23 protein-coding genes are annotated in these 22,870 nt (G+C 65.1%); 15 read left to right on the forward strand and 8 right to left on the reverse strand.

Features of this window, described 5'->3' with window-relative positions:
- The first annotated feature begins 3 nt into the window (after positions 1-3).
- From F455_RS0102865 to F455_RS0102880, 4 genes are all read left to right on the forward strand, one after another.
- Positions 4-1,365 (forward strand): hypothetical protein, encoded by a 1,362-nt coding sequence (locus F455_RS0102865; protein ID WP_018971754.1) that lies wholly within the window; start codon positions 4-6, stop codon positions 1,363-1,365.
- A gap of 34 nt (positions 1,366-1,399) precedes the next feature.
- Positions 1,400-1,747 (forward strand): hypothetical protein, encoded by a 348-nt coding sequence (locus tag F455_RS0102870; protein WP_018971755.1) that lies wholly within the window; start codon positions 1,400-1,402, stop codon positions 1,745-1,747.
- Positions 1,748-1,925: 178 nt separating this feature from the next.
- The gene (dcp, locus tag F455_RS0102875) at positions 1,926-4,094 is read left to right on the forward strand and encodes a peptidyl-dipeptidase Dcp (protein ID WP_026293009.1); all 2,169 of its coding nucleotides are present in this window, start codon (positions 1,926-1,928) and stop codon (positions 4,092-4,094) included.
- Positions 4,095-4,163: 69 nt separating this feature from the next.
- On the forward strand, positions 4,164-6,398 hold the full coding sequence (locus F455_RS0102880; protein ID WP_018971757.1) for a M3 family metallopeptidase: 2,235 nt from the start codon (positions 4,164-4,166) through the stop codon (positions 6,396-6,398).
- Positions 6,399-6,457: 59 nt separating this feature from the next.
- Here the strand turns inward: F455_RS0102880 and F455_RS0102885 are convergent, their stop codons facing one another.
- Both F455_RS0102885 and yihA read right to left on the reverse strand, forming a co-directional pair.
- Positions 6,458-7,834, reverse strand: coding sequence for a glutamate--cysteine ligase (locus tag F455_RS0102885; protein WP_018971758.1), 1,377 nt, complete (start codon positions 7,832-7,834; stop codon positions 6,458-6,460).
- 153 nt (positions 7,835-7,987) lie between these two features.
- Positions 7,988-8,590 (reverse strand): ribosome biogenesis GTP-binding protein YihA/YsxC, encoded by a 603-nt coding sequence (gene yihA, locus F455_RS0102890; protein WP_018971759.1) that lies wholly within the window; start codon positions 8,588-8,590, stop codon positions 7,988-7,990.
- Between the two features lie 123 nt (positions 8,591-8,713).
- On the opposite strand from yihA, the gene F455_RS0102895 reads away from it, so the two are divergent.
- The 6 genes from F455_RS0102895 to F455_RS0102920 all read left to right on the forward strand — a co-directional run bounded on the left by F455_RS0102895 (position 8,714) and on the right by F455_RS0102920 (position 15,292).
- On the forward strand, positions 8,714-9,370 hold the full coding sequence (locus F455_RS0102895; protein ID WP_018971760.1) for a c-type cytochrome: 657 nt from the start codon (positions 8,714-8,716) through the stop codon (positions 9,368-9,370).
- A 134-nt stretch (positions 9,371-9,504) separates the two neighbouring features.
- Positions 9,505-10,200, forward strand: a complete 696-nt coding sequence (locus F455_RS0102900; protein ID WP_018971761.1) for a thiol:disulfide interchange protein DsbA/DsbL — start codon at positions 9,505-9,507, stop codon at positions 10,198-10,200.
- A 178-nt stretch (positions 10,201-10,378) separates the two neighbouring features.
- Positions 10,379-11,083, forward strand: coding sequence for a thiol:disulfide interchange protein DsbA/DsbL (locus tag F455_RS0102905; protein WP_018971762.1), 705 nt, complete (start codon positions 10,379-10,381; stop codon positions 11,081-11,083).
- A 56-nt stretch (positions 11,084-11,139) separates the two neighbouring features.
- Positions 11,140-11,955, forward strand: a complete 816-nt coding sequence (locus F455_RS0102910) for an endonuclease/exonuclease/phosphatase family protein (RefSeq protein ID WP_018971763.1) — start codon at positions 11,140-11,142, stop codon at positions 11,953-11,955.
- Between the two features lie 12 nt (positions 11,956-11,967).
- Positions 11,968-14,019 (forward strand): transglycosylase SLT domain-containing protein, encoded by a 2,052-nt coding sequence (locus tag F455_RS19545; protein ID WP_018971764.1) that lies wholly within the window; start codon positions 11,968-11,970, stop codon positions 14,017-14,019.
- 58 nt (positions 14,020-14,077) lie between these two features.
- Entirely contained in the window at positions 14,078-15,292 is a 1,215-nt protein-coding gene (locus F455_RS0102920; protein ID WP_018971765.1) for a multifunctional CCA addition/repair protein, read from the forward strand.
- Between the two features lie 142 nt (positions 15,293-15,434).
- Here F455_RS0102920 and F455_RS21560 read toward each other — a convergent pair whose 3' ends face one another.
- Positions 15,435-16,559: a class I SAM-dependent methyltransferase gene (locus F455_RS21560; RefSeq protein ID WP_018971766.1), complete on the reverse strand. Its 1,125-nt coding sequence runs from the start codon at positions 16,557-16,559 to the stop codon at positions 15,435-15,437.
- A 62-nt stretch (positions 16,560-16,621) separates the two neighbouring features.
- On the opposite strand from F455_RS21560, the gene F455_RS0102930 reads away from it, so the two are divergent.
- Complete coding sequence (locus F455_RS0102930) at positions 16,622-17,371, forward strand: pteridine reductase (protein WP_018971767.1); 750 nt, start codon at positions 16,622-16,624, stop codon at positions 17,369-17,371.
- Positions 17,372-17,381: 10 nt separating this feature from the next.
- Here F455_RS0102930 and F455_RS0102935 read toward each other — a convergent pair whose 3' ends face one another.
- From F455_RS0102935 to tsaD, 4 genes are all read right to left on the reverse strand, one after another.
- Positions 17,382-18,224 carry a DUF6159 family protein gene (locus tag F455_RS0102935; protein ID WP_018971768.1) on the reverse strand — a complete coding sequence of 281 codons (843 nt, stop codon included), beginning with the start codon at positions 18,222-18,224 and terminating at the stop codon, positions 17,382-17,384.
- Between the two features lie 82 nt (positions 18,225-18,306).
- Positions 18,307-18,792, reverse strand: a complete 486-nt coding sequence (gene folK / locus F455_RS0102940) for a 2-amino-4-hydroxy-6-hydroxymethyldihydropteridine diphosphokinase (protein ID WP_018971769.1) — start codon at positions 18,790-18,792, stop codon at positions 18,307-18,309.
- Positions 18,789-19,154 (reverse strand): dihydroneopterin aldolase, encoded by a 366-nt coding sequence (gene folB / locus F455_RS0102945; protein ID WP_018971770.1) that lies wholly within the window; start codon positions 19,152-19,154, stop codon positions 18,789-18,791. Before folB ends, folK begins: the two co-directional genes overlap by 4 nt.
- A gap of 56 nt (positions 19,155-19,210) precedes the next feature.
- A complete protein-coding gene (tsaD, locus tag F455_RS0102950) occupies positions 19,211-20,272 on the reverse strand; it encodes a tRNA (adenosine(37)-N6)-threonylcarbamoyltransferase complex transferase subunit TsaD (protein ID WP_051084114.1) in 1,062 nt (353 codons plus the stop codon).
- Positions 20,273-20,335: 63 nt separating this feature from the next.
- On the opposite strand from tsaD, the gene rpsU reads away from it, so the two are divergent.
- Both rpsU and F455_RS0102960 read left to right on the forward strand, forming a co-directional pair.
- A complete protein-coding gene (rpsU, locus tag F455_RS0102955) occupies positions 20,336-20,551 on the forward strand; it encodes a 30S ribosomal protein S21 (protein ID WP_018971772.1) in 216 nt (71 codons plus the stop codon).
- A gap of 138 nt (positions 20,552-20,689) precedes the next feature.
- Entirely contained in the window at positions 20,690-21,142 is a 453-nt protein-coding gene (locus F455_RS0102960) for a GatB/YqeY domain-containing protein (RefSeq protein ID WP_018971773.1), read from the forward strand.
- 2 nt (positions 21,143-21,144) lie between these two features.
- Here F455_RS0102960 and F455_RS0102965 read toward each other — a convergent pair whose 3' ends face one another.
- A complete protein-coding gene (locus tag F455_RS0102965; protein WP_033409150.1) occupies positions 21,145-21,831 on the reverse strand; it encodes an ArsR/SmtB family transcription factor in 687 nt (228 codons plus the stop codon).
- Between the two features lie 105 nt (positions 21,832-21,936).
- Here F455_RS0102965 and F455_RS0102970 point away from each other — a divergent pair, with 105 nt between their 5' ends.
- Complete coding sequence (locus F455_RS0102970; protein WP_018971775.1) at positions 21,937-22,281, forward strand: NIPSNAP family protein; 345 nt, start codon at positions 21,937-21,939, stop codon at positions 22,279-22,281.
- Positions 22,282-22,326: 45 nt separating this feature from the next.
- A complete protein-coding gene (locus F455_RS0102975) occupies positions 22,327-22,839 on the forward strand; it encodes an RBBP9/YdeN family alpha/beta hydrolase (protein ID WP_018971776.1) in 513 nt (170 codons plus the stop codon).
- Positions 22,840-22,870 lie beyond the last annotated feature (31 nt).

A 22,870-nucleotide genomic window follows, 5' to 3' on the forward strand; every position in this document is an offset into this window, starting at 1 on the left:
TCCATGTCGTCCGCACTCGATACGCACGGATCGTGGTGGCCGTTGGCGATGCTGGCGCTCGCCGGCATCGCATTCAGCGCCGCGTGCTATTACCCCGGCGCAATGTCGCTCGACAGCGCGGTAATCTGGTCGCAGGCGCGCGGCGCGCCGAGCACGAACATCTACGGTGCTGGACTGCGTTGGTTGTGGCAGCTGACCAACGCGCTGTGGATCGGACCGGGACCGGTGTTCCTGATCCAGCTCGCGCTGCTCTGGTCGGGACTCGCGCTGATCGCCCGCGCCCTCGACTGCAGTGTCGTCGTGCGCATCGCCTTCATGCTCGTCAGCGCGTCGGCGCCGGTCGTCTTCGTCCTGCTCGCGCACGTGTGGAGCGACGTGATGTTGATGGCGACGCTCGCCTTCGCCGTCGGCGCGCTTTTGCGCTGGCGCGATGCGCGCGTATCGGGCTGGCTAACAGCTTTCTGGCTTGCGCTCATTTTCGCGATGACCTTGCGCCACAACGTGCTGCCGGCCGCGGCGCCGCTGGTCGCATATGCGGGTTGGCTGCACCGGGATTCACGCTTCCTCGCGCCACGGTACAGACATGCATGGCTGATCGGCGGCGTGGTCGCGCTATGCCTGAGCCTGCAGGCGTTGGCCATGTTGAGCGCACATTCGGCGCAACGACGTTATACGCTCTGGCCTGGAACGGGTATGTGGGATCTCGTCGCGATCTCGCTCGCGGTGGACGAAGTACTGCTGCCACCGGCCGCGCGCAAGTCAGAACTGACGTTGGGCGATCTGCGTGAAGCCTACGTGCCCTGGTCCAACGTGCCGGTGTTCACCGCGACGAAGGGCCGCGTGATCGGGCCGTTCTTTGCGCTCGACGACACGACCGCCACAACGCTGCGCACGAGTTGGGTCGATGCGGTGACCGCGCATCCCGGCGCCTATCTTGCCCACCGCTGGCGCCTGACGACTGCGCTGTTCGGCAGCAAGCCGCGCGAATGGCCGCACGAGCTGGTCTACGTCGACGAGGAGCAATCGTTTCGCGACAACCCGCCGGTGGCACCGAACCGCTTGGCGCTACATCGCGCGTGCATCCGCCTCATCGAGAAGGTGCGCGACACCGTAGTGCTCGCGCCATGGCCTTACCTCGCGCTCGGCGTTGCCGCGCTCGCCCTGGCCTGGCGTCGCCGCGCGCGCGCGAATGCGCAAGCCGCGCTCGCCGTACTCGCGAGCGGCCTCGCCTATGCGGCACCGTTGCCGCTGATTGCGCCGTCGGCCGAATTGCGCTACCTCGGCTGGACCTGCCTTGCCGCGGTGATCGGCGCCGTATTGGCGCTTGCCGCCGGCACGCGCGCCAGAGACGACGCGCCGAACTGATAAACTCGATCTCCCCTCGAACCAGGAGTGGCCCATGCCCGCCTCGAAACAGACGTTCTTCATCGTCGTGGCCGATCTTGCCAAGGCGCGCGGGCAGATTCCATCGCTGTCCTATAGCGGCAATTCTGCCGAGGGCTTCGCTGCGCAATTACAGGCCGCGCTGCGCGAGCCGAGCCTGTGGGAGCGCTGGCGCTCGATGCAGCCCGATCCGGATGCGGTCGATCCGCTGCTCGGCGCGAGCGACGCCCAGGCGATCGTCGACGCGCACCAATCCGACCTGCATTGCGATGTGAAGATCACCACGGTGCTGCCACATGCGGTGCTCAAGCACCGGCTTGGCCTCTTGATCGGCGCGAACTGGACGCTACGCGACGTGAGTTGATTCTGCGCGAGTCCCCGACGCGAAAATCAGACAGCGGCCTTCCCTGGCCCACTTTCCGGCAAATCTAGCCCAAACGGCACATGTCCACCGCACTGCAACCTCGCTACGCTGCGCGTCCGTCGCGCGCGCGTGCGCGTACTTTTTCCTTCATCGCAACCTTGTCCGGGGACATTCCAACATGCTTCGACTCCGACCGATCGCCCTCGCCATGACCATCGCCTTCACCGCCCATGCGCAAACGCCGCAGAAGCCCGCCGAGCCAGCCAAGGCCGCGGAAACCGCGACTGCGGTCAATCCGTTCTTCGCTGTCAGCACGCTGCAGTACCAGGCGCCGCCGTTCGACAAGATCCACGACAGCGACTACGCGCCAGCCTTCGACGAGGGCATGAAGCAGCAGCTTGCCGAGGTCGACAAAATCGCCAATCAGGCCGACGCGCCAACGTTCGACAACACGATCGTCGCCCTGGAAAAGACCGGCGCGACGCTGACGCGCGTGTCGAAGGTGTTCTTCGCGCTGGCCCAGGCGAACACGAACGACGACATGCAGAAGATCCAGGAGGACTTCGCGCCTAAGCTCGCCGCACACCAGGATGCGATCTTCCTCAACGGCAAGCTCTACGCGCGCGTGAAGAAGCTCTACGACAGCCGCGAATCACTCGGAGGCGATCCCGAATCGCGACGCCTGCTCGACCGCTATCACCTCGCCTTCGTCCGCGCCGGCGCGGAGCTGTCCGCAGCCGACCAGGCCAAGCTCAAGGAGTTGAACAAGGAAGAGTCCTCGCTGTCGACGGCGTTCCAGCAAAAGCTGCTCGCCGCGACCAAGGGCGGCGCGCTCGTGGTCGGCGACAAGGCACAGCTCGCCGGTTTCAACGACGGCGATCTCGCCGCCGCGCTCGAAGCGGGCAAGGGCCGCAAGCTCGACGGCAAGTACGTCGTCGCGCTGCAGAACACGACGCAGCAGCCGGCGCAGGAATCGCTGAGCGATCGCGCCACGCGCGAAAAACTGTTCAAGGCCTCGATCGACCGCGCCGAACACGGCGATGCGAACGACACGCGCGCAACGATCCAGCGCCTCGCCGAACTGCGCGCACAGAAGGCCAAGCTGCTCGGCTTCAAGACCTACGCCGACTACAGCCTCGCCGACCAGATGGCGAAAACGCCGGACAACGCGATCAAGCTGATGACCGGCATCGTCCCGGCCGCGGTGGCCAAGGCCAAGGACGAGGCCACCGGCATGCAGAAGCTCGTCGACACGCAGAAGGGCGGCTTCAAGCTCGCGCCGTGGGACTGGCAGTTCTATTCCGAGCAGGTGAAGAAGAAGGACTACGACCTCGACCAGAACGAGATCAAGCAGTACTTCGAGCTCGACAGCGTGCTGCAGAATGGCGTGTTCTTCGCCGCGAACAAGCTCTACGGCATCACGTTCAAGGAGCGCAAGGACATTCCCGTCTACCAGCCCGACGTGCGTGTGTTTGAAGTGTTCGACACCGACGGCAAGTCGATGGCGTTCTTCTACGCCGACTACTTCAAGCGCGACAACAAGTCCGGCGGCGCGTGGATGGACAGCTTCGTCGACCAGAGCGGACTGCTCGGCACCAAGCCGGTCGTGTTCAACGTCTGCAACTTCGTCAAGCCCGCGCCGGGCCAGCCGGCGCTGATCAGCCACGACGACGTGATCACGATGTTCCACGAGTTCGGCCACGCGCTGCACGGCCTGTTCTCGAACGTGAAATACCCTTATCTCGCCGGCACCAACGTGCCACGCGATTTCGTCGAATTCCCCTCGCAGTTCAACGAGCACTGGGCCGACGAGCCCTCGGTGTTCGCCAACTACGCCAAGCACTACAAGACCGGCGCGCCGATGCCGGAAGAGTTGCTCGCGAAGATCAAGCGCGCCGGCACCTACGGCCAAGGCTTCGCCACGACCGAATACCTCGGCGCCGCGCTGCTCGACCAGGCCTGGCATAGCCTGCCGCCAAGTGCAGCCAAGCAGGACGTCGACAAGTTCGAGGCCGCCTCGCTCAAGCGTTACCAGGTCGACTACGCGCTCGTGCCGCCGCGCTACCGCACGAGCTACTTTGCCCATATCTGGGGCGGCGGCTACTCGGCCGGCTACTACGCCTATCTGTGGACTGCGGTGCTGCGCGACGACGCCTACTACTGGTTCAAGGAGCACGGCGGCATGACCCGCGAGAACGGCCAGCGTTTCCGCGACATGGTGCTGTCGCGCGGCGGCACGCAGGAAACCGACGCGCTCTATCGCGCCTGGCGCGGCCGCGATCCGTCGGTCGAACCGCTGCTCGAAGTGCGCGGGCTCAAGGCCGCGAAGACCGCCGAATCGAAGTAGACTTTCGCCGGCTGCGTCCATCCACTGTTCGCGCCGCGTTGCGGCGCGACTTTTTTGCAAGAGACCCTCATGTTCCGCAATCGTATCTTTCTCCTCTGTGCCGTCGCTGCTCTGGCGGCATCCTGTTCAACGGTGACGGACAAACCCGCATCGGCGAAGAAGGACACCGCGGTCAGCGACATCACCGATCCGCTGCCTGGCAATCCGTTCGCCGAGCCGAGTACGCTGCCGTTCGAGGCACCGCCTTTCGATCGCATCCACGACGGCGATTTCCAACCGGCGATCGAGGAAGGCATGCGCCGCCAGATCGCCGAGGTGGCGCACATCGCGAACAATCCGGAGCCGGCGACGTTCGAAAACACGCTGGTCGCGCTGGAGAAGACCGGCGCCCTGCTGACGCGCGTGCAGCGCGTGTTCTCCGCGCTCGCGCAAGCGAACACGAACGATATCCTGCAGCGCGTGCAGAAGGAGGAAGCACCCAAGCTCGCCGCACACAGCGACGCGATCTTCCTCGATGCGAAACTGTTCGCACGGGTCAAGGCCATCTACGGAAAACGCGCCACGCTCGGCCTCGATGCCGAATCGCTGCGCCTGACCGAGCGTTACTACCGCCTGTTCGTGCGCGCCGGCGCGGAACTGTCGGCCGGCGACCAGGAAGTCCTGCGCGGACACAACAAGGAACTGTCGTCGCTCGCCGCGCAATTCCGCAGCAAGCTGCTTGCTGCGACCAAAGACGGCGCCTTCGTCGCCGACGACAAAGACGCGCTGGCCGGCCTTTCCGAGACCGACCTCGCCGCCGCGCTCGAAGCGGGCCGCGCGCGCATGACCCCGGGCAAGTACGTCATCCCGTTGCAGAACACGACGCAACAGCCTGCACTGGATTCGCTGCAGAATCGCGACACGCGGGAAAAATTGTTCACCGCCTCGATCGCGCGCGCCGAGCACAACGACGACAACGACACGCGCAAGACGATCACGCGCATTGCCGAACTGCGCGCGGAAAAGGCTCGCCTGCTTGGCTACGACACCTGGGCCGCCTACACGCTCGACGATCAGATGGCAAAGACGCCAGAGCGTGCGATCAAGCTGATGACCGACATGGCCGCCCCCGCCATCAACAAGGCGAAAGGCGAGGCGCGCGAGATGGAGAAACTGGCGAAGAAGGACGGCATCCGCTTCAGGCCGTGGGACCTACAGTACTACTCGCCGAGTGCGAAGAACGCAGGCGGCGCGCTGCGCCCCTGGGACTGGGACTACTATTCCGAGCAGGTGCGCAAGCGCCAGTTCCAGCTCGATTCCGAAGAGATCAAGCAGTACTTCGAACTCGACAATGTGCTGCAGAACGGCGTGTTTTTCGCCGCGAACCAGCTCTACGGCATCACCTTCAAGGAACGCCACGACATTCCCGTCTACCAGCGCGACGTGCGCGTGTTCGAGGTGTTCGATGCGGACGGCACCTCGCTCGCGCTGTTCTACGCCGACTATTTCAAACGCGACAACAAGGCCGGCGGCGCCTGGGCGGCGGCATTCGTCGGCCAGTCGGGATTGCTCGGACAGAAGCCGGTCATCACCAACACCTGCAATTTCACCAAGCCCGCGCCGGGCCAGCCCGCACTGCTCAGCCACGACAACGTGATCACGATGTTCCACGAATTCGGCCATGCGTTGCACGGCATGTTCTCGAACGTGAAGTATCCGTTGCTCGGCGGCACCAGCGTGCCGCGCGACTTCGTCGAGTTCCCCTCGCAGTTCAACGAGCACTGGGCGGACGAGCCTTCCGTGTTCGCCAACTATGCCAAGCACTACAAGACCGGCGAGCCGATGCCGGCGGAACTGATCGCGAAGATCAAGAAGGCGGGCACCTACGGCCAAGGTTTTGCCACGACCGAGAACGTCGCAGCGGCCCTGCTCGACATGGCCTGGCACACCCTGTCGCGGTCGATGACCATCATCGACAACGTCGATGCGTTCGAGCGCAGCGCACTGAAGAAATACGATGTCGACTACCCACTCGTGCCGCCGCGCTACCGCACGAGCTACTTCGCTCACATCTGGAGCAACGGCTACGCCGCGGGCTACTACTCGTACCTGTGGACCGCGGTGCTGCGCGACGATGCGTTCTACTGGTTCAAGGAGCATGGCGGCATGACCCGCGAGAACGGCCAGCGCTTCCGCGAGATGGTCCTCTCGCGCGGCGGCACCGAACCAACCGACACGCTCTATCGCGCCTGGCGCGGCCGCGATCCGAGTGTCGAGCCGCTGCTCGAAGTGCGTGGGCTCAAGGCGGCGAAAGCCGACAAATAGAGATAATCCGGCGATGCATGGACGTGAAAAAGGCCCGTTTGCGGGCCTTTTTCATGCAATCAATATGCGAACTCGTGGAACAGCGGATCGATGCTGCCTTTCCATGGTCCGTGGAACAGTTCGAGCTTGCGCTCGGCCGGCGTCTGATTGGCCTCGACATACTCGATCAGCGGCTCGATGAAGACCGCTTCGTTCGCGCCGGTCGAATTCAACCGGTTGCGCCGGGCCAGGCCCTGGCCCGAAATCTTCAGCGCCTCGCGCGCGAGATCGCGCACGCTGCCGTTGCGGAACGGCAGCTTGAGCGCATATTTCGGCACGCCGTCGCGCAGCGCATGGCGCTCGACCATGGTGAAATCCTTGACCAGATCCCAGGCGGCGTCGAGCGCGGCCTGGTCGTAGAGCAGGCCGACCCAGAACGCCGGCAGCGCGCAGAGCCGGCTCCAGCGGCCGCCGTCGGCGCCGCGCATCTCCAGGTATTTCTTCAGGCGCACCTCGGGAAAGGCCGTGGTCATGTGGTCGGCCCAATCCTTCATCGTCGGCAACGCGCCGGGCAGATCATCGAGTTTGCCGGCGAGGAATTTCTTGAACGATTTTCCGGCGAGATCGATGTATTTGCCGTCGCGGTAGCTGAAATACATCGGCACGTCGAGCAGGTAGTCGACGTAACGCTCGTAGCCGAAGCCCTCCTCGAAGACGAAGTCGAGCATGCCGGTGCGATCAGGGTCGGTATCGGTCCAAATGTGCGAGCGATAGCTGAGATAGCCGTTCGGCTTGCCTTCGGTGAACGGCGAGTCGGCGAACAGCGCGGTCGCGATCGGCTGCAGCGCAAGCGAGACGCGGAACTTCTTCACCATGTCCGCTTCGTTGGCGAAGTCGAGGTTCACCTGGACGGTACAGGTCCGCGTCATCATGTCGAGGCCGAGCTTGCCGACCTTGGGCATGTAGTCGCGCATGATGCGATAGCGGCCCTTCGGCATCCACGGCATCTCGTCGCGTCGCCACTTCGGCTGGAAACCCATGCCGAGGAAGCCGAGCTGCAGCTCGTCGGCGACCGTCTTGACCTCGCTCAGGTGGCCGGTGACTTCCTCGCAGGTCTCGTGGATCGTCTTGAGCTGGCCACCCGAGAGTTCGAGCTGGCCGGCGGGTTCGAGCGTGATCGAGCCGTCGCCGCGCGCAAGCGCGATCACGTTGGTCGCGCCGTCGACGGTCTCGCTGATCGGCGCCCAGCCGAAGCGCGTGAGTCCGTTGAGCATCGCGCCGATGCCTCGCAGCCCCGCGTACGTGGGCGGACGCAGGTCGTCGAGACGGAAACCGAACTTCTCGTGCTCCGTACCGATGCGCCACGCGTCGGGGGCGCGCGCGCCGGAGGCGATGTAGTCCACGAGCTGCTCGCGGCGTTCGATCGGGGTTTCTTTTACCGCGCTGGGTCCGGACATGGGTTTCGCGTGCCTTGGAAGGACGATTTGAAAAGTGCGGTCGAGGATGGCCGCTTTTTGATTCTAGCGATCAGGGACGAGCGCAAAGCAAATAGGGGCGAAGCCGCGAAACAAAAGACCTCGCCGACCGCGAGAAACTGACGTCGCGGCGTATCAGGACTGGGACAGCAGCGTGGCCAGCGCGCCGCGCGCCTCGTCGAGGCCGGTCTTGGCCTGCGCCGAAAACAGCTGCACGGTCGCGGCGAACCCGGCGGCGGCGATCTCCTTGCGCACCGCAGCCAGCGTGCGCGCCGCCTCGCCGCGACCGAGCTTGTCGGCCTTGGTCAGCAGCACGTGGCAGGCCAGGCCGATGTCGTGGCAATAGGCCAGCATCTGCTGGTCGAACTCCTTGAGCGGGTGGCGGGAATCCACGATCAGCACGACGCCGCGCAACGACTCGCGCTCGCGCAGATAGGCGTCGATCACGCGCCGCCACTTGTCGCGCATCGCCTCGGGCACTTTGGCGTAGCCGTAGCCGGGCAGGTCGACGAGGCGGCGCCCGTCGTCCAGCGCGAATACGTTGAGCAATTGCGTGCGCCCCGGCGTCTTCGAGGTGCGCGCGAGGCCCGATTGGTCGCAGATCGCGTTGAGCGCGCTCGACTTGCCCGCGTTCGAGCGCCCGGCGAAGGCGATCTCGGCGCCTGCGTCCGCAGGCAGCTGGCGCAACTCGGCGGCGCTGGTGAGGAAGGCGGCACTGCGAAAGGGATTGTGCTTCATCGGTCGGTTCCGGCGGGTTTGACCGCTGACAAGCGCGGCTGAGATAATTCGTCGATTGTGCCGCAGCCAGCGCGGAAAAGGCTGCCCCGTGGCAAACGTTGTGATTTTCTCGGAGTGAAGGGTATGAGCTTTCGGTACGTGATCGGCGTGGCAATCCTGCTCGGTGCGAGCATGGCACAGGCCGCGGACAAGCCCGTCGTGGGCGACGCGACCGCCGGCGCGGCGAAGGCCGCCACCTGCGGCGCCTGCCACGGCGCGGACGGCAATCCGGCCAGCTCGCAGTATCCGAAACTGGCCGGCCAGAACGAAAACTACATCGCCCGCCAGATCCAGCTCATGAAGAGCGGCAAGCGCCAGAACGCGGTGATGATGGGTTTCATCGCCAACCTCAGCGACCAGGACATGCACGATATCGGCGCCTACTACGCGAGCAAGACCTCGCTGCCGGGCGTGGCCGACGCGAAATTCGTCGAGCAAGGTCAGTCGTATTTTCGCGGCGGCGACGCCGCGGACCGCGTGCCGGCCTGCATGGCCTGCCACGGGCCGGACGGCCGCGGCAATCCGGGCGCGATGTATCCGCAGCTCGCCGGGCAGTACGCCGACTACACCAGCGCCAAGCTCAAGGCGTTCCGCGGCGGCCAGGGCTTCAGCGACGACGAGCACGCCAAGATCATGACCGCGGTCGCCAAACCGCTGACCGACGCCGATATCGCCGCGCTCGCCAGCTACATCGAAGGCCTGCACGCGGCGGCGCCGAAGACGGCCGAAGTGGCCAAGTGACGCGGCCGAGCTAGATCGAACGCGTCATTCCGGCAGGGAATGGAAACTTTCCGCGCCGGCAAGCGTCATTCTTCGATGGCATCGCCGGTCGTTATCGGCGGTGCCATTTTCGTATTGCTGCAAAGGAATCCCTCATGCTCGCCCGTTTGCTGACTATCGTTTTCGCCACAACCGCACTTGCCCCGCTCGCCCAGGCGCAAGCACTCGCCGCGCCGACGCCGTGGAAAGAAGGCACGCACTATTTCCTCGTCGAGCCGGCCGTACCAAGTGAAGTGGAGGCAGGCAAGGTCGAAGTGACCGAAGTGTTCTCCTACGGCTGCCCGGCTTGCAATTTCTTCAACCCGACGATGGTCAAGCTGAAGAAGTCGCTGCCGGCGAACGCCGTGATGACCTACGTGCCGGCGTCGTTCAAGGCCAACGAAGACTGGCCGATGTTCCAGCGCGCCTACCTGACCGCGGCCACGCTCGGCATCGCCGACAAGTCGCACGATGCGATGTTCGATGCGGTGTGGAAGCCGAATGCGCCGCTCGCGATCATGAGCGCGGACGGGCGCACGATCAAGAATCCGCTGCCCTCCATTGAGGATGCGGCCAAGGTCTATGCGCAATACGGGGTCAAGGCCGAGGACTTCGTCGCTACGGCCAATTCGTTCGCGATCAACGCGAAGATGAAACGCGCCGACGCCTACCTCAAGGCGACGCTGACGGACTCGACGCCGACGATCGTGATCGGCGGCAAGTACCGCTTCACGCCGACTTCGGCAGGCGGTGAAGAAAAGGTCGTGCCGCTCACGCAATACCTGATTCAACTGGCCGCAAGCAGCAAGTAAACCCTAGGGAACCTCTAAAAACCTACTGCGCTCGATAATTTGCGCGCCGGCGGTGCTCGGAATCCTCACATACTTGTATGTATGCTCCGGTTCCTGCGCTCCGGCGACGCACAAATTCTCTTCGCTCGCTACGGTTTTTAGAGGTTCCCCTCCACTACACGTCCTGTCCGGAGCCGTCATGTTCAAACGCCTCGCTTCCCTGTTCATCGCCCTGCTCGCGGTGTCGGCCTGCACCAGCGACAAGACCGCAACGGCTGCTAGCGATCCGGCCGCAGCCAAGCCAGCGACCGCGGCCGCCGCGCCTACGCGCGACTGGCAGCTCGGCGCCGACTATTTCCTGATCGATCCACGCGTGCCGACCACGACCGGCGACAAGGTCGAAGTCGTCGAAGTGTTCTCGTATGCCTGCCCGCACTGTGCGCACTTCCAGCCGACCATGGACGAGCTGAAAGCGAAGCTGCCGGCGAATGCGCAGATCGTGCTGCTGCCGGCCGTGTTCAACCCGCAGTGGGAGCCGTTTGCGCGCGCGTTCTACACGGCGCGCTCACTCGGCGTGCTCGACAAGACGCATGCCGCGCTCTTCGAAGCGCTGCATACCCAGCATCAGCAGCTGTTCTCGATCGATGCGCTCGCGAACGACTTCTACGCCAAGTACGGCGTCGATCCGAAGTCGTTCCTCGCCACCGCGAACTCGTTCGTCACCGACAGCCAGATCGCCAACGGCAGCAATCTGGTCAAGGCGTATGGCATTGGCTCGACACCGACGCTCGTGATCAACGGCAAGTACCGCGTCGAGCTGACTGCCGAAAAGAAGATCGGGCCGAGCGAGGCGCTCGAGATTGCGCTGATGCTGGTCAACAAGGAATCCGCCGCGAAGAAATGATCGCGCGCGCATGACCCGAGCTTGCGATCGTCATCCGCGCGCCGTAGGCTCGCGGAGTGTCCGCCGCCAGCGCAAATCACCCCGACAAATCCGCCGCAGGCTCGCTCCTGCGGCTGCTGAGTTGCAACATCCTTGCCGGGGGCAGTGTGCGCAAGTACCGGCACTACGTCACCGAGGGCTGGAAACAGGTGCTGCCGATGCGCAGCAAGCGCGAGAACCTCGACCGCCTCGCCCGCCTGCTCGCCGGATTCGACATCGTCGGCCTGCAGGAAGCCGACGCCGGCTCGCTGCGCTCCGGCTTCCTCAACCAGACCGAGTATCTCTCCGAACGCGCGGGCTTTCCGTACTGGAGCCACCAGCCGAACCGCAAGATCGCGCAGTTCGCCGCGTCGAGCAACGGCCTGCTCACACGGCTCAAGCCGGTCGAGGTGCGCGACTATGCCCTGCCGAGCCGCATCCCCGGCCGTGGCGCGATGTGGGCGCGCTTCGATCTCGACGGCGAGGAGCTCATCGTCGTCGTCGTCCATCTCTCGCTCGGGCCGCAGGCGCGCATGCGCCAGCTCAATTTCATCGCCGACCTGATCTGGTCGAGTCCGCACGCAGTGTTGATGGGCGACTTCAATTGCGCGCTCGACAGCCCGGGCATGGTCCAGCTATTGCGCCGCACCGGCCTGACGCCGGCGCACGGCACGCCACCGCCGACGTTTCCGAGCTGGCGCCCGCGCCGCGCGATCGATCACATTCTCGTTTCGGAAAAAATGGAAATAGAGCAGTTGTATACTTTGCCGCACGCCGTGTCGGACCACCTGCCGATCGCCGCCGAGATCCGCCTGCCGGCGCCGCTGCGTCTGCCTCCACCCGTCGCCAACTGATTCGAACGTAAGATGAAAATGTTTGCCCGCGCCGCACTGGCTTGCTGCCTTCTCACCGCCGCGGCCGCACAGGCCGACACTGCGGAACTCACGCGCCAGCGCGAACAGTTTCCGGCCGTGTGGGAGCTGGCCAAACGCGATCCGAGCGGCAGCTGGGCCCGGCTTGCTTCGGGCCTGGAAAGCTATCCGCTATATCCGTATCTCGGTCTCGCCTCGCTGCAGCGGCGGATCAAGGAAGCGAGGCCGGAAGAGGCCGAGGCCTTCGTCAAGGCCTGGCCGAATTCGCTGCCGGCGACGCTGTTGCGCGAAGCGTTTCTGCCGGAGCTCGCAAAACGACAGGACTGGAAGAGCTATCTCGCGCTCTACGACGACGGCACGAAAAATCGCGAGCAGCGTTGCAACGCGTTGCAGGCAAAACTCGCGCTCGGCCAGAAGATCGACTTCGCCGAAGATTTCCAGTCGATCTGGCTCAGCGCAAACGACCTGCCTGACGCCTGCGACGCCGCCGCGAGCTGGGCGCGCAGCCAGGGTAAGCTGACGCCGGCGCTGATCTGGCAGCGCATCGACCTCGCCTCGGCCAAAGCCGCGCATGCCGGTGTCGTCGCCGCGCTGGCGACGCAGCTCAGCGGCGCCGACAAGACCGCTGCCGAGCACATAGCGCTCGCGCTGCGCGACCCGGCAGCCGCGCTCAAGCAGGCGAACGCTTGGCCCGATGCGCCGCGCTCGCGTGATGCGATTGCCATTGCCATCGAGCGCCTCGCCAGACGCGACGCAGATGCAGCCGCGGCGAAATGGGACGAGGTGCGCGCCCGATTCCATTTCGACAAGGACCAACAAGGCCGCGCGCTGCGCGCGATCGCGCTGTACCGCGCATCGAGCTATTCGCCCGACGCGCTCGCACGCCTGACCGCGTTGCCGGCCGACCTCGCCGACGACGCGACGCGCGAGTGGCGCGTGCGCTCGGCGCTCGCTGCGGGCGACTTCAAGGCGACACTGGCCGCGCTCGACATCATGCCCCAAACGCAGCGCGACGACTCGCGCTGGCGCTACCTGCGCGGCCGCGTGCTGGCCAAACTCGGGCGCAAGGACGAGGCGAGCGCGCTGTTCCGTACACTCGCCGCCGAGGCGAATTTCTTCGGCTTCCTCGCCGCCGACCAGATCGATGCCGGCTACACCATCTGCAGCGCCGACCTGCCTGCGGACAAATCCGCCGAGGCCGCGCTGCGCAAGGACAAGAACCTCGCACGCGCGTTCGAATTCTTCGCCATCGACCGCTTGAGCGAAGCGCGGCGCGAGTGGGACTTCGCCCAGAACGGACTCGATGCCGGCCAGCGCCGCCAGGCGATCGCCGTCGCCGCGAAGGAAGGCTGGATCGATCGCGCCGTGTACGCCTTCAACCAGGGTGATGACATGCGCCTGTACACGCTGCGCTTTCCGCTCGCCCGCAGGGAACAAATCTTGCGCGATGCGAAGGACGGCGGCGTCGAGGCAGCCTGGGCCTACGCGATCATCCGCGCCGAAAGCGCGTGGACTTCCGACGCGCGCTCCGGCGCGAACGCCTACGGCCTGATGCAACTCCTACCCGGCACCGCCAAGCAACTCGCCGCGGCAGAGGGAGTGTCGTACTCCGGCGCGAACGATCTGTTCGATCCGGATACCAACATCAAGCTCGGCACGCTCTACCTCGGCAAGGTGGCCGCGCGCTTCGACGGCAGCCCGTGGCTAGGCAGCGCTGCCTACAATGCCGGGCCGGGCGCAGTCGACAAATGGGTCGCCGCGCGCGACACGCTCGACCCCGACTTCTTCATCGAGACGATTCCGTACAAGGAGACGCGCGAATACGTCTCGCGCGTGCTCGCCTTCAGCGTGATCTACGACTGGCGCCTCAACGGTTCGACCCTGCCGATCTCCTCGCGCCTGCCGCGCATCGGTCAGGCTTACGAGCCACCCGGCGAGAAGGCTGCACGCAAGGCGGTGTCGTGTCCGGCAGCGAAAACTGCCGTGGCGGACACTGCCGCCGCACCACCGCCCGCTCCAGCGTCGGCACGAGAGAAAGCGCAATAAGTCCTTCCCTTGAATCGGGAAGCTGAAGCTTGGCGCATCTGCGCGGCATAATGCGCGCATGAAGACCTATCTCGTCGGCGGCGCCGTGCGCGATCGCCTGCTCGGCATCGCGGTCAAGGATCGCGACTACGTCGTCGTCGGCGCCATGCCCGAGGAGATGCTGCGCGCGGGATACAGGCCGGTCGGCAAGGATTTCCCCGTGTTCCTGCATCCGCAGACGCATGAGGAATATGCACTCGCGCGCACCGAGCGCAAGACCGGGCGCGGTTACCACGCATTCGCCTTCCATACCGACCCCAGCGTGACGCTCGAAGACGACCTGCGTCGCCGCGACCTGACGATCAATGCGATCGCGGAAGAAGAAGACGGCGCACTGATCGACCCGTTCGGCGGCGCGCGCGATCTCGAGGCGAAAATCCTGCGCCACGTCTCGCCCGCGTTCGCCGAGGATCCCGTGCGCGTGCTGCGCGTGGCGCGCTTCGCCGCGCGCTACGCCGACCGCGGCTTCCGCATCGCCGAGGAAACGCTGGCGCTGATGCGCGGCATGGTCGCCGACGGCGAGGTCGATCACCTCGTGCCCGAACGCGTCTGGGCCGAGACGCAGAAAGCGCTGACCGAGAAAACACCGGGCGCATTCCTGCGCGCCTTGCGCGACTGCGGCGCTTTGCGCGTGCTGTTTCCCGAGATCGATGCGCTCTACGGTGTGCCGCAACGCGCCGAGTTCCATCCGGAAATCGACAGCGGCATCCACACCGAGATGGTCGTCGACATGGCCGCGCGGCTCGCTCCCGGCGACGCGCTGATCGGTTACAGCGCGCTCGTGCACGATCTCGGCAAGGCGTTGACGCCTAAGGACATGTTACCCAAGCATATCGGCCACGAGCATCGCGGCCTCGCGCCGGTGGAAGCCGTAAGCACGCGCTACAAGGTTCCCGCCGAATACGCCGCGCTCGCGCAGCTCGTTTGCAAGCTGCACCTGCTCGCCCACACCGCGCTCGAACTCAAGCCCGCAACCGTGCTTGGCCTGTTCGAGCAGCTCGACGCATTCCGTCGCCCCGAGCGTATCGAATCATTCTTGATCGCCTGCGAAGCCGACAAGCGCGGGCGCCTAGGTCAGAGCGAATCCGCCTATCCGCAGGCCGACTATCTGCGCCGCGCGTTTGCCGCGGCGAGTGCAATCAGCGCCAGGGAATTCGTCGAGCGCGGCGTGCACGGCCCGGCGATCGGCGAAGCGATGCGCAAGGCGCGCATCGATGCGATCGCGGCGCTCTAAGGAACCTTGCACAAGCGTCGCGAGCGAAGACAGTTCGCGTGCCGCCGGAGCGCAGGAACCGCAGTGTACATAGAAGTACATGAGGATTCCGAGCACCGCCGGCGCGCGAAATGTCGAGCGCAGCAGCCTGTGCACAGGTTCCTTAACGCCGCAGCACCATCACGCGAAACTTCTCGCCCATCTCGCCAGGCAGGGTCAGGCGCTTGACCTGCTGCGCCAGCGCATAGCGTGCGGCCTCATCGGCCGCTTCGGCGTAACTCTGCGCGAACACTTCATCCATGCCGTTCGCGATCAGGAACTGCGCCTGCGTCGCGTGCTCGGCCACGCGCAATCCGGCCGCCGTGCCCGCGCGCGCGAGCGCATCGAAATCGACCCAGGCGGTGAGGTCCTGCAGGCCCGGCAGGATCAATGGATCGTCGTGCACGCGATGGCGGTAGTGGCAACGCAAGGTGCCGGCGCGACGTGCGGGAGCGTAGTACTCGCCGTGCGCGTAGCCATAGTCGATGAACCAGGCGCTGCCGTGCTCAAGGGTGCGCGTCACTTCGCCCAGCCACGGATCGAGCAGCGGACAGATTTCGGAGAGATACGGTCGTGGCAGGTGCGCCAGGCTCTCGCCGAGTGCGCTTTCGACCGCGGCCTGCAACTTGGCATCGGCAGGGATCTCGCTCCAGACGAGACGTTCTTGCGCATCGATACCGACGGTTCGCGCGAACAGTCCCGCGTCGCGCAACGCAAATGCGCGCACCGGCAACGCGTCGATCACTTCGTTGGCGACGAGTACTCCGCGCCACGGCGTCGCCGGCGGCGCATCGAGCCATTCGACGCGATCGAGTAGATGCGCGCAGCGCGCACTCAATATCTCGCGCTGGCGTGCGCGCAGGTCGGCGCTGCGTTCGAGTAGACGGTAGCGCGCCGGCAACGCACTGAGGCGCTCGAGTTCGAGTAGCAATTCCACAGCAAGGGTGCCGCTGCCGGGGCCGAGCTCGAAGATGTCGCCGCCGTCGGCGAGTTCGGGCGCCAGCGCGCGCGCCAGGCAACGCGCGAACACGAAACCGAGTTCCGGCGCGGTGACGAAATCGCCCGCCGCGCCGAACTTGGTCGTGCCGGCGCTGTAATAGCCAAGTCCCGGCGCATACAGCGCGAGTTCCATGTAGCGCGCGAAGTCGAGGGCGCCGCCTGCCTTCGCGATTTCCGCGCGGATCAGCGCCGCGAGCCGTTCACTGTGCGCGCGCTCTTCGGCGGAGGGTTCGGGTAATTCGACGCGCATGCGTGCGTTGTGGAAGAATCGGAAACGGCGCGCAGCATAGCGCGCGCGGTGAGGATGAGCGAATGGAAACGAACGCGGGTACGCGCAAAGTCGTGCTGATCACCGGCGCCGCCAAACGCGTCGGCGCCACGATCGCGCGCACGCTGCACGCGGCCGGCTGCGATCTCGCCCTGCACTATCGCCGCTCGCACGGCGAGATGGACGCGCTGATCGGCGAACTCGAAGCGCAGCGCGCGCACAGCACGCTCGCCGTGGCGGCGGAACTGGCCGACATCGAACACCTGCCAAGGCTCATCGACGCTTGCATCGCGCGCTACGGTCGCCTCGACGGGCTCGTCAACAACGCCTCGGCGTTCTATCCGACGCCGATCGGCACAGTCACCGCGCAGCAATGGAACGAGCTGTTCGCGAGCAATGCGCAAGCGCCGTTTTTCCTCGCCCAGGCAGCCGCGCCGCATCTGAAGAAAACGCATGGCAGCATCGTCAGCATCGCCGACATCTATGCGCAACACCCGCTCGCACGCCACCCGGTTTATTCCATGGCCAAAGCCGCGCTCGTGGCGATGACGCGATCACTCGCGCGCGAACTCGCACCCGAGGTGCGCGTGAATGCGGTCGCGCCGGGCGCGATCCTCTGGCCCGAATCGGGCAAGGCTTACACCGACCAAGCCGACTTGATCGCGCGCACGCCGTTGGCGCGTACGGGTACGCCCGAGGACGTCGCCGCCGCGGTGCTGTTCCTGCTGCGCGACGCGAAGTTCACGACGGGACAGATATTGAACGTCGACGGCGGTCGCGAACTGGTCATTTAGCCGCGTTGTCCTACTTCGGCTGGAATGCATCCGCGATCAGTACGCGATCGAACCCGGGGCTGCTCGCGCCCTCCTCTGCATAGCGATAGATCGCGGCGGCGTAAATGCCTTGCAGCGCGGTCTGGACGAGTGCGAGCAGGATGACCGTGAGCACGAGCAATGCGATCACGACACCGATGGCCACGGCCGAATGCGAGCCGATCGCCGGGATGATGAGGAAGACGCCGAGCAGGATCACGACGACGCTCAACAGACCGAATACGACGCCGATGCCCGCGTTGCCGATCAGGTTTTCGCCCCAGGTGCGCTTGAGCAACTCGACGCTGCGCTTGATCGCGTCGACCGGGCCGACGTCACTGTTGACCAGAATCGGCACGACGAGAAATGTCGCCAGCGACCAGGCCAGACCGATCAGGCCGACGACCCAGCGGCCGAGAAAACCGGCGCGTTCCTGCAGCGAGCGCAGCACCATGCCGACCGTGGCCGAAATCGCGGCATAGCCGAGGATCGCCGGCAGGCGCGCCTTGGCCGCGTTGAATCCGTCAGCCAGCGTCGGCTCGCCGCCGCGCAGGCGGATCAGCGCCGCGGCAACCAATGCCGAGTTGAAAAAGATGATGATGAAGTACTGGACCAGGTAGAACGCGAACAGCAGGACGATGCGCCCCGGCGTGAAATGTCCGCTCATCTGGCGCGTGAAGACGCCGGCGAACGCGGCCGGCACGAGGAAACTCGCCGCGACGATCACGGTGCACAATGCCGAGAGCGCGGGGTAGACGAGCAACTTCCTGTCTTCCTGCAGCACGGCGGCGCTGGCTTTTACCAAAGTCCAACTGCGCGAAATCTTTTCGAACATTGCGCGACTCCCCGGTTTGGTCGACGCGGATTATCCAACATCGCCTGCGGCATGGGTAAGCGCTGGAAGTCACACTTAGCGGCTACAGCTCGACCTGCCACATCGATTCGTCGGCGACCGGCCCATGCTCGGCCCACAGTTGTGCCATGGCCTTGCGCGAGAGCGGATGCACTGCCTGCGGTGCGATATCTGCCAGCGGCTTGAGCACGAAAGCGTGCTTGAGTTCGGGCCGCGGCAATTCGAGGTGGCCTTCGCCGGTCATCACCAGATCGTCGTAGAGCACGATGTCGATATCGAGCGTACGGCTGGAGAAGCGCGCCACGTCACGGCGGCGGCCGTGGCGATCTTCGAGTGCATGCAGCCAGTCGTTCAGCGCTTGTGGCGAAAGATCGGTGTCGATCGCGACCGCGAGATTGAGAAAATCGGGCCCGTCGAAACCGACCGCCTTGCAGCGATAGACCGGCGAGACGACGATCGCGCCGAACTTAGCCCGCAACTCGGCGAGCGCCGCGCGCAGATGTTTTTCCGGTTCGAGGTTCGAGCCGAGGCTCAAATAAGCGCGGCTCATGCAGCGGACTTGGTCTCGCGTTCGATCACGACACCGACCGATTTCGAGCCACGCACCGCGCCGGGCTTGGCCAGCTTCAGGCGCAGCCACGGTACCTTGAATTCGCTCAACACGATGTCTGCGCAGCGCTCGGCCAAGGTTTCCACGAGCTCGAAGTGCGAGCCTTCGACGAACGCGATCAGGCGTTTGGACACGGCCTTGTAGTCGAGCGTGTCCTCGATGCGATCGCTCGCTGCCGGCTTGCGATTGTCGAAGGCCATTTCCAGATCGAGCGCGACGACCTGACGGATCTTGCGCTCCCAGTCGTAGATACCGATGACGGTTTCGATACGCAGGTCTTCGATGAAAACTGTATCCGCCATACTTGGTGTGGTCATGCCGGCACAGCCGGCATTCAATTTATCCTTGGCCTTGGATTCTATACCGCCGCGAGACTTTCCAGGTCCCAACGCGGCGCTACTTTGATTGCCGCGTCTTCGTGCAGTCCCGCCTGCAAACGCAACGCGCCGGCGAGTGCGATCATCGCGCCGTTGTCGGTGCAGAACTCGGGGCGCGGAAAATAGACGCGGAAGCCTTCACCTTCGGCCGCTTCGGCCAGCTGCGCGCGCAGACGCTTGTTCGCACCGACGCCGCCGGCAATGACGAGCCGGCGCGCGCCGGTCTGCGCCAGCGCTCGACGACACTTGATCGCGAGCGTGTCGACGATCGCTTCCTCGAAGCCGCGCGCGATGTCGGCCTTCACGCCGGGCTCGCCCGCGTTCGCCTGATAGGCAAGCAGCACCTGGGTCTTCAGCCCGGAAAAGCTGAAATCGAGCCCAGGCCGGTCGGTCATCGGCCGCGAGAATTTGAATCTTCCCGCCGCACCCGACTCGGCCAGCTTGGCCAGGGCCGGGCCGCCCGGATACGGCAGGCCCATCAATTTGGCAGTCTTGTCGAAAGCTTCGCCGGCGGCGTCATCGAGCGTGTCGCCAAGCAGGCGGTAGCGGCCGATCCCACTCACCTCGATCAGCATCGAATGGCCACCGGAGACGAGCAGGGCCACGTACGGCGGCTGCGGCGGATCGGCTTCGAGCATCGGCGCGAGCAGATGCCCTTCCATGTGGTGCACGCCGATCGCCGGAACGTCGAGCGCCCAGGCCAGCGCGCGCGCGCAGGCGGCGCCGACCAGCAGCGCGCCGACTAGACCGGGGCCAGCCGTGTAGGCGACGCCGCCGAGGTTGCGCGTGGTCATGCCGGCACTGCGCAGGGTTTCGCGGATCAGCGGCAGCAGCTTGCGCACGTGGTCGCGGCTGGCCAACTCGGGCACGACGCCGCCGTAGTCAGCATGCATCTTGATCTGGCTGTAGAGCGTATGCGCGAGGAGGCCCCTCGCCACGTCGTACACGGCCACGCCGGTTTCGTCGCACGAGGTTTCGACGCCGAGCACTGGACCGGCCCCCGCGGTTTCGGGGTGGGGAGTATTTGCAATCGAATGGGTCATGGCGCTAGAATACACGGCTCACCGCCCCGAGTCGGGCAACCGTTACTGTTTTTTGGAGTTTGCATGCCTTCCGTCAAAGTTCGCGAAAACGAGCCTTTCGAGTTCGCCCTGCGTCGTTTCAAGCGCACCTGCGAAAAGGCCGGCGTCCTCGCCGAGACCCGCAAGCGCGAGTTCTACGAGAAGCCGACCCAGGAACGCAAGCGCAAGGCTGCCGCGGCCGTCAAGCGTCACCTGCGCCGCGTGTCGCGCGACGTGACCAAGCGCCGTCGTCTGTACTGATCTGACGACACCGCAAGCGTCTTTCAAGGCGGCCGGTCGCGCAAGCGTACCGGCCGTTTGTTTTATTTGTGCGTTCATCCGTGAACGCAAAGATCACGCAGCGGCCATCCCTGGCCGCACTTCTCCGAGAAAAGAAGTATGAGCCTCAAGCAACAGCTGACCGAAGACATGAAGACCGCGATGAAGTCGGGCGACCGCACGCGCCTGGAAGTCATCCGTCTGATCAACGCCGCGATCAAGCAGCGCGAAGTCGACGAGCGCATCATGCTCGACGACGCAGCCGTGCTCGGCGTGCTCGAGAAGATGCTCAAACAGCGCCGCGATTCGATCACCCAGTTCGAAGCGGCTGCGCGCCACGATCTCGCCGACAAGGAAAAGTTCGAGGTCGGCGTGATCCAACACTATCTGCCGGCGCAGCTCAGCTCCGCGGAAGTCGACGCGGCCATCGCCACCGCGATTACCGAAGCGGGCGCCACCAGCGCCAAGGACATGGGCAAGGTCATGGGCCTGGTCAAGCCCAAGGTCGCGGGCCGCACCGACATGGGCAAGTTGTCGGAGCTGGTCAAGGCCAAACTGGCGGCGCTCGGCTGAGCTCAGCCGGTCAGGCGGAACTGCCGGCGCAGTTCGAACTCACCCTGCGCCGTGAAAAGCACCGCGCGCGACCGCCGCACGCGGCGCGCCCAGCCAAGGACAAAGAACCGATCCAATAACGCCGCGCCAAGCGATCCGGCGAGGTGATGCCGGCGCGCGCTCCAGTCCAGGCAGGTGCGGCACAGCGGGCGCTTCTGCGCCGACAGCGCGTCCACGTCGATGCCGAAGTCGCGGAAGAAACGGAGGCCTCGCGCATTGAGCTGCAAGCCGTGTTGCGGCTCGACGAAGCAACGCGGCGCAACCTGTTCGAACAACTCCACGGCGAGATCGCCAGCCAGATGGTCGTAGCAGACTCGCGCCCGGCGCAATGCCGGATCGCGCGGGCCGAAACGCGGCGGCGACGGTGCGGCCAATCGCGTCGAAACATCGAACAGACTCTCCAGAAGCTGAGCCACCATGCGGTCGGCGAGCCGGAAGTAGCGATGGCGCCCCTGAGCCTCGACGCTGAGCAACTGCGCGTCGCACAGCCGGCGCAGATGCGAACTCGCGGTCTGCTTGGTCACGCCGCCGGCATTCGCCAGCTCCGTCGCGGTGAGAGCCTGGCCACCCATCAGGGCCATCAGCAATTTCGCGCGCGCCGGTTCGCCTATCAGCGCGGCAATGGCGGCAATGTCGGGTTCTTCGCTCACGCCACGATGCTGCCACAAGACACGCCGTCATGGTTCGATGCGAATCGAACCCTTTCCGGTTCGGCAACGTTATGTTGAATCCAACCTCAGCATAAGGAAGCCGGCATGAGCATCACCTGTTTCATCCGCTACCAGATCGATCCATTCCAGCGCGCGGCGTTCGCCGAATATGCCGAGAAATGGTCCACGATCATCCCGCGTTGCGGAGGAGATCTGGTCGGCTACTTCACGCCGTGCGAAGGCACCAACGATATCGGCTGGGGGTTGATCTCGTGTGAAAGTCTTGCCGCGTACGAGGCGTATCGCGCACGCCTGCGGGCAGATGCGGACGCGCGCGGGAACTTCTTGTTTTCGAGCGACCGCCGCTTCATCGTGCGCGAGGAGCGTACGTTCCTCGAGAACATCGACGCCACCCTGCACAGACCGGCGGCAAAGGTTATGCGGAAATAGCCGGGCGCGGGTATGGGTCACTTTCCAGGGAGCGCGAAAATTCTGATGCTGCCGGGCTGCGGCGACTCGGGACCGATGCATTGGCAAAGCCGGTGGGAAGCGGAAAACCCCTCGTTCCGGCGCGTCGCGCAAGACGACTGGACGCATCCGGTCTGCAAGGATTGGCGGGCGCGCCTCGAAGATGCGGTCGCGCAAATCGGACCCGAGACCGTGCTGGTCGCGCACAGCCTGGGCTGCCTGCTCGTTGCACACTGGGTGGCAAGCACGCACCAGCGCATCAAGGCGGCATTGCTGGTCGCGGTGCCCGATCCCGCGGCTCCGGAATTTCCTTCGGCAGCGATCGGCTTTGCGCGTCCGCCGATGCAACCGCTGCCGTTCAGAAGCCTCATTGTCGCCAGCAGCGACGATCCGTACGCCGACCTCGGCTATGCGCGTGATTGCGCGACCGCCTGGGGCAGCGAGCTGGTCGCTATCGGCGCGGCAGGGCATATCAATGCTCTGAGCGGCCTCGGCCGCTGGAGCAAAGGCTTCGAGTTGCTGCGACATCTGTGCAAATAAGCTTGGCGGACATCCGTACACGCTAAAATGG

It is taken from the genome of Rudaea cellulosilytica DSM 22992, assembly GCF_000378125.1.
GTDB classification, from domain to species: Bacteria; Pseudomonadota; Gammaproteobacteria; order Xanthomonadales; family Rhodanobacteraceae; genus Rudaea; species Rudaea cellulosilytica.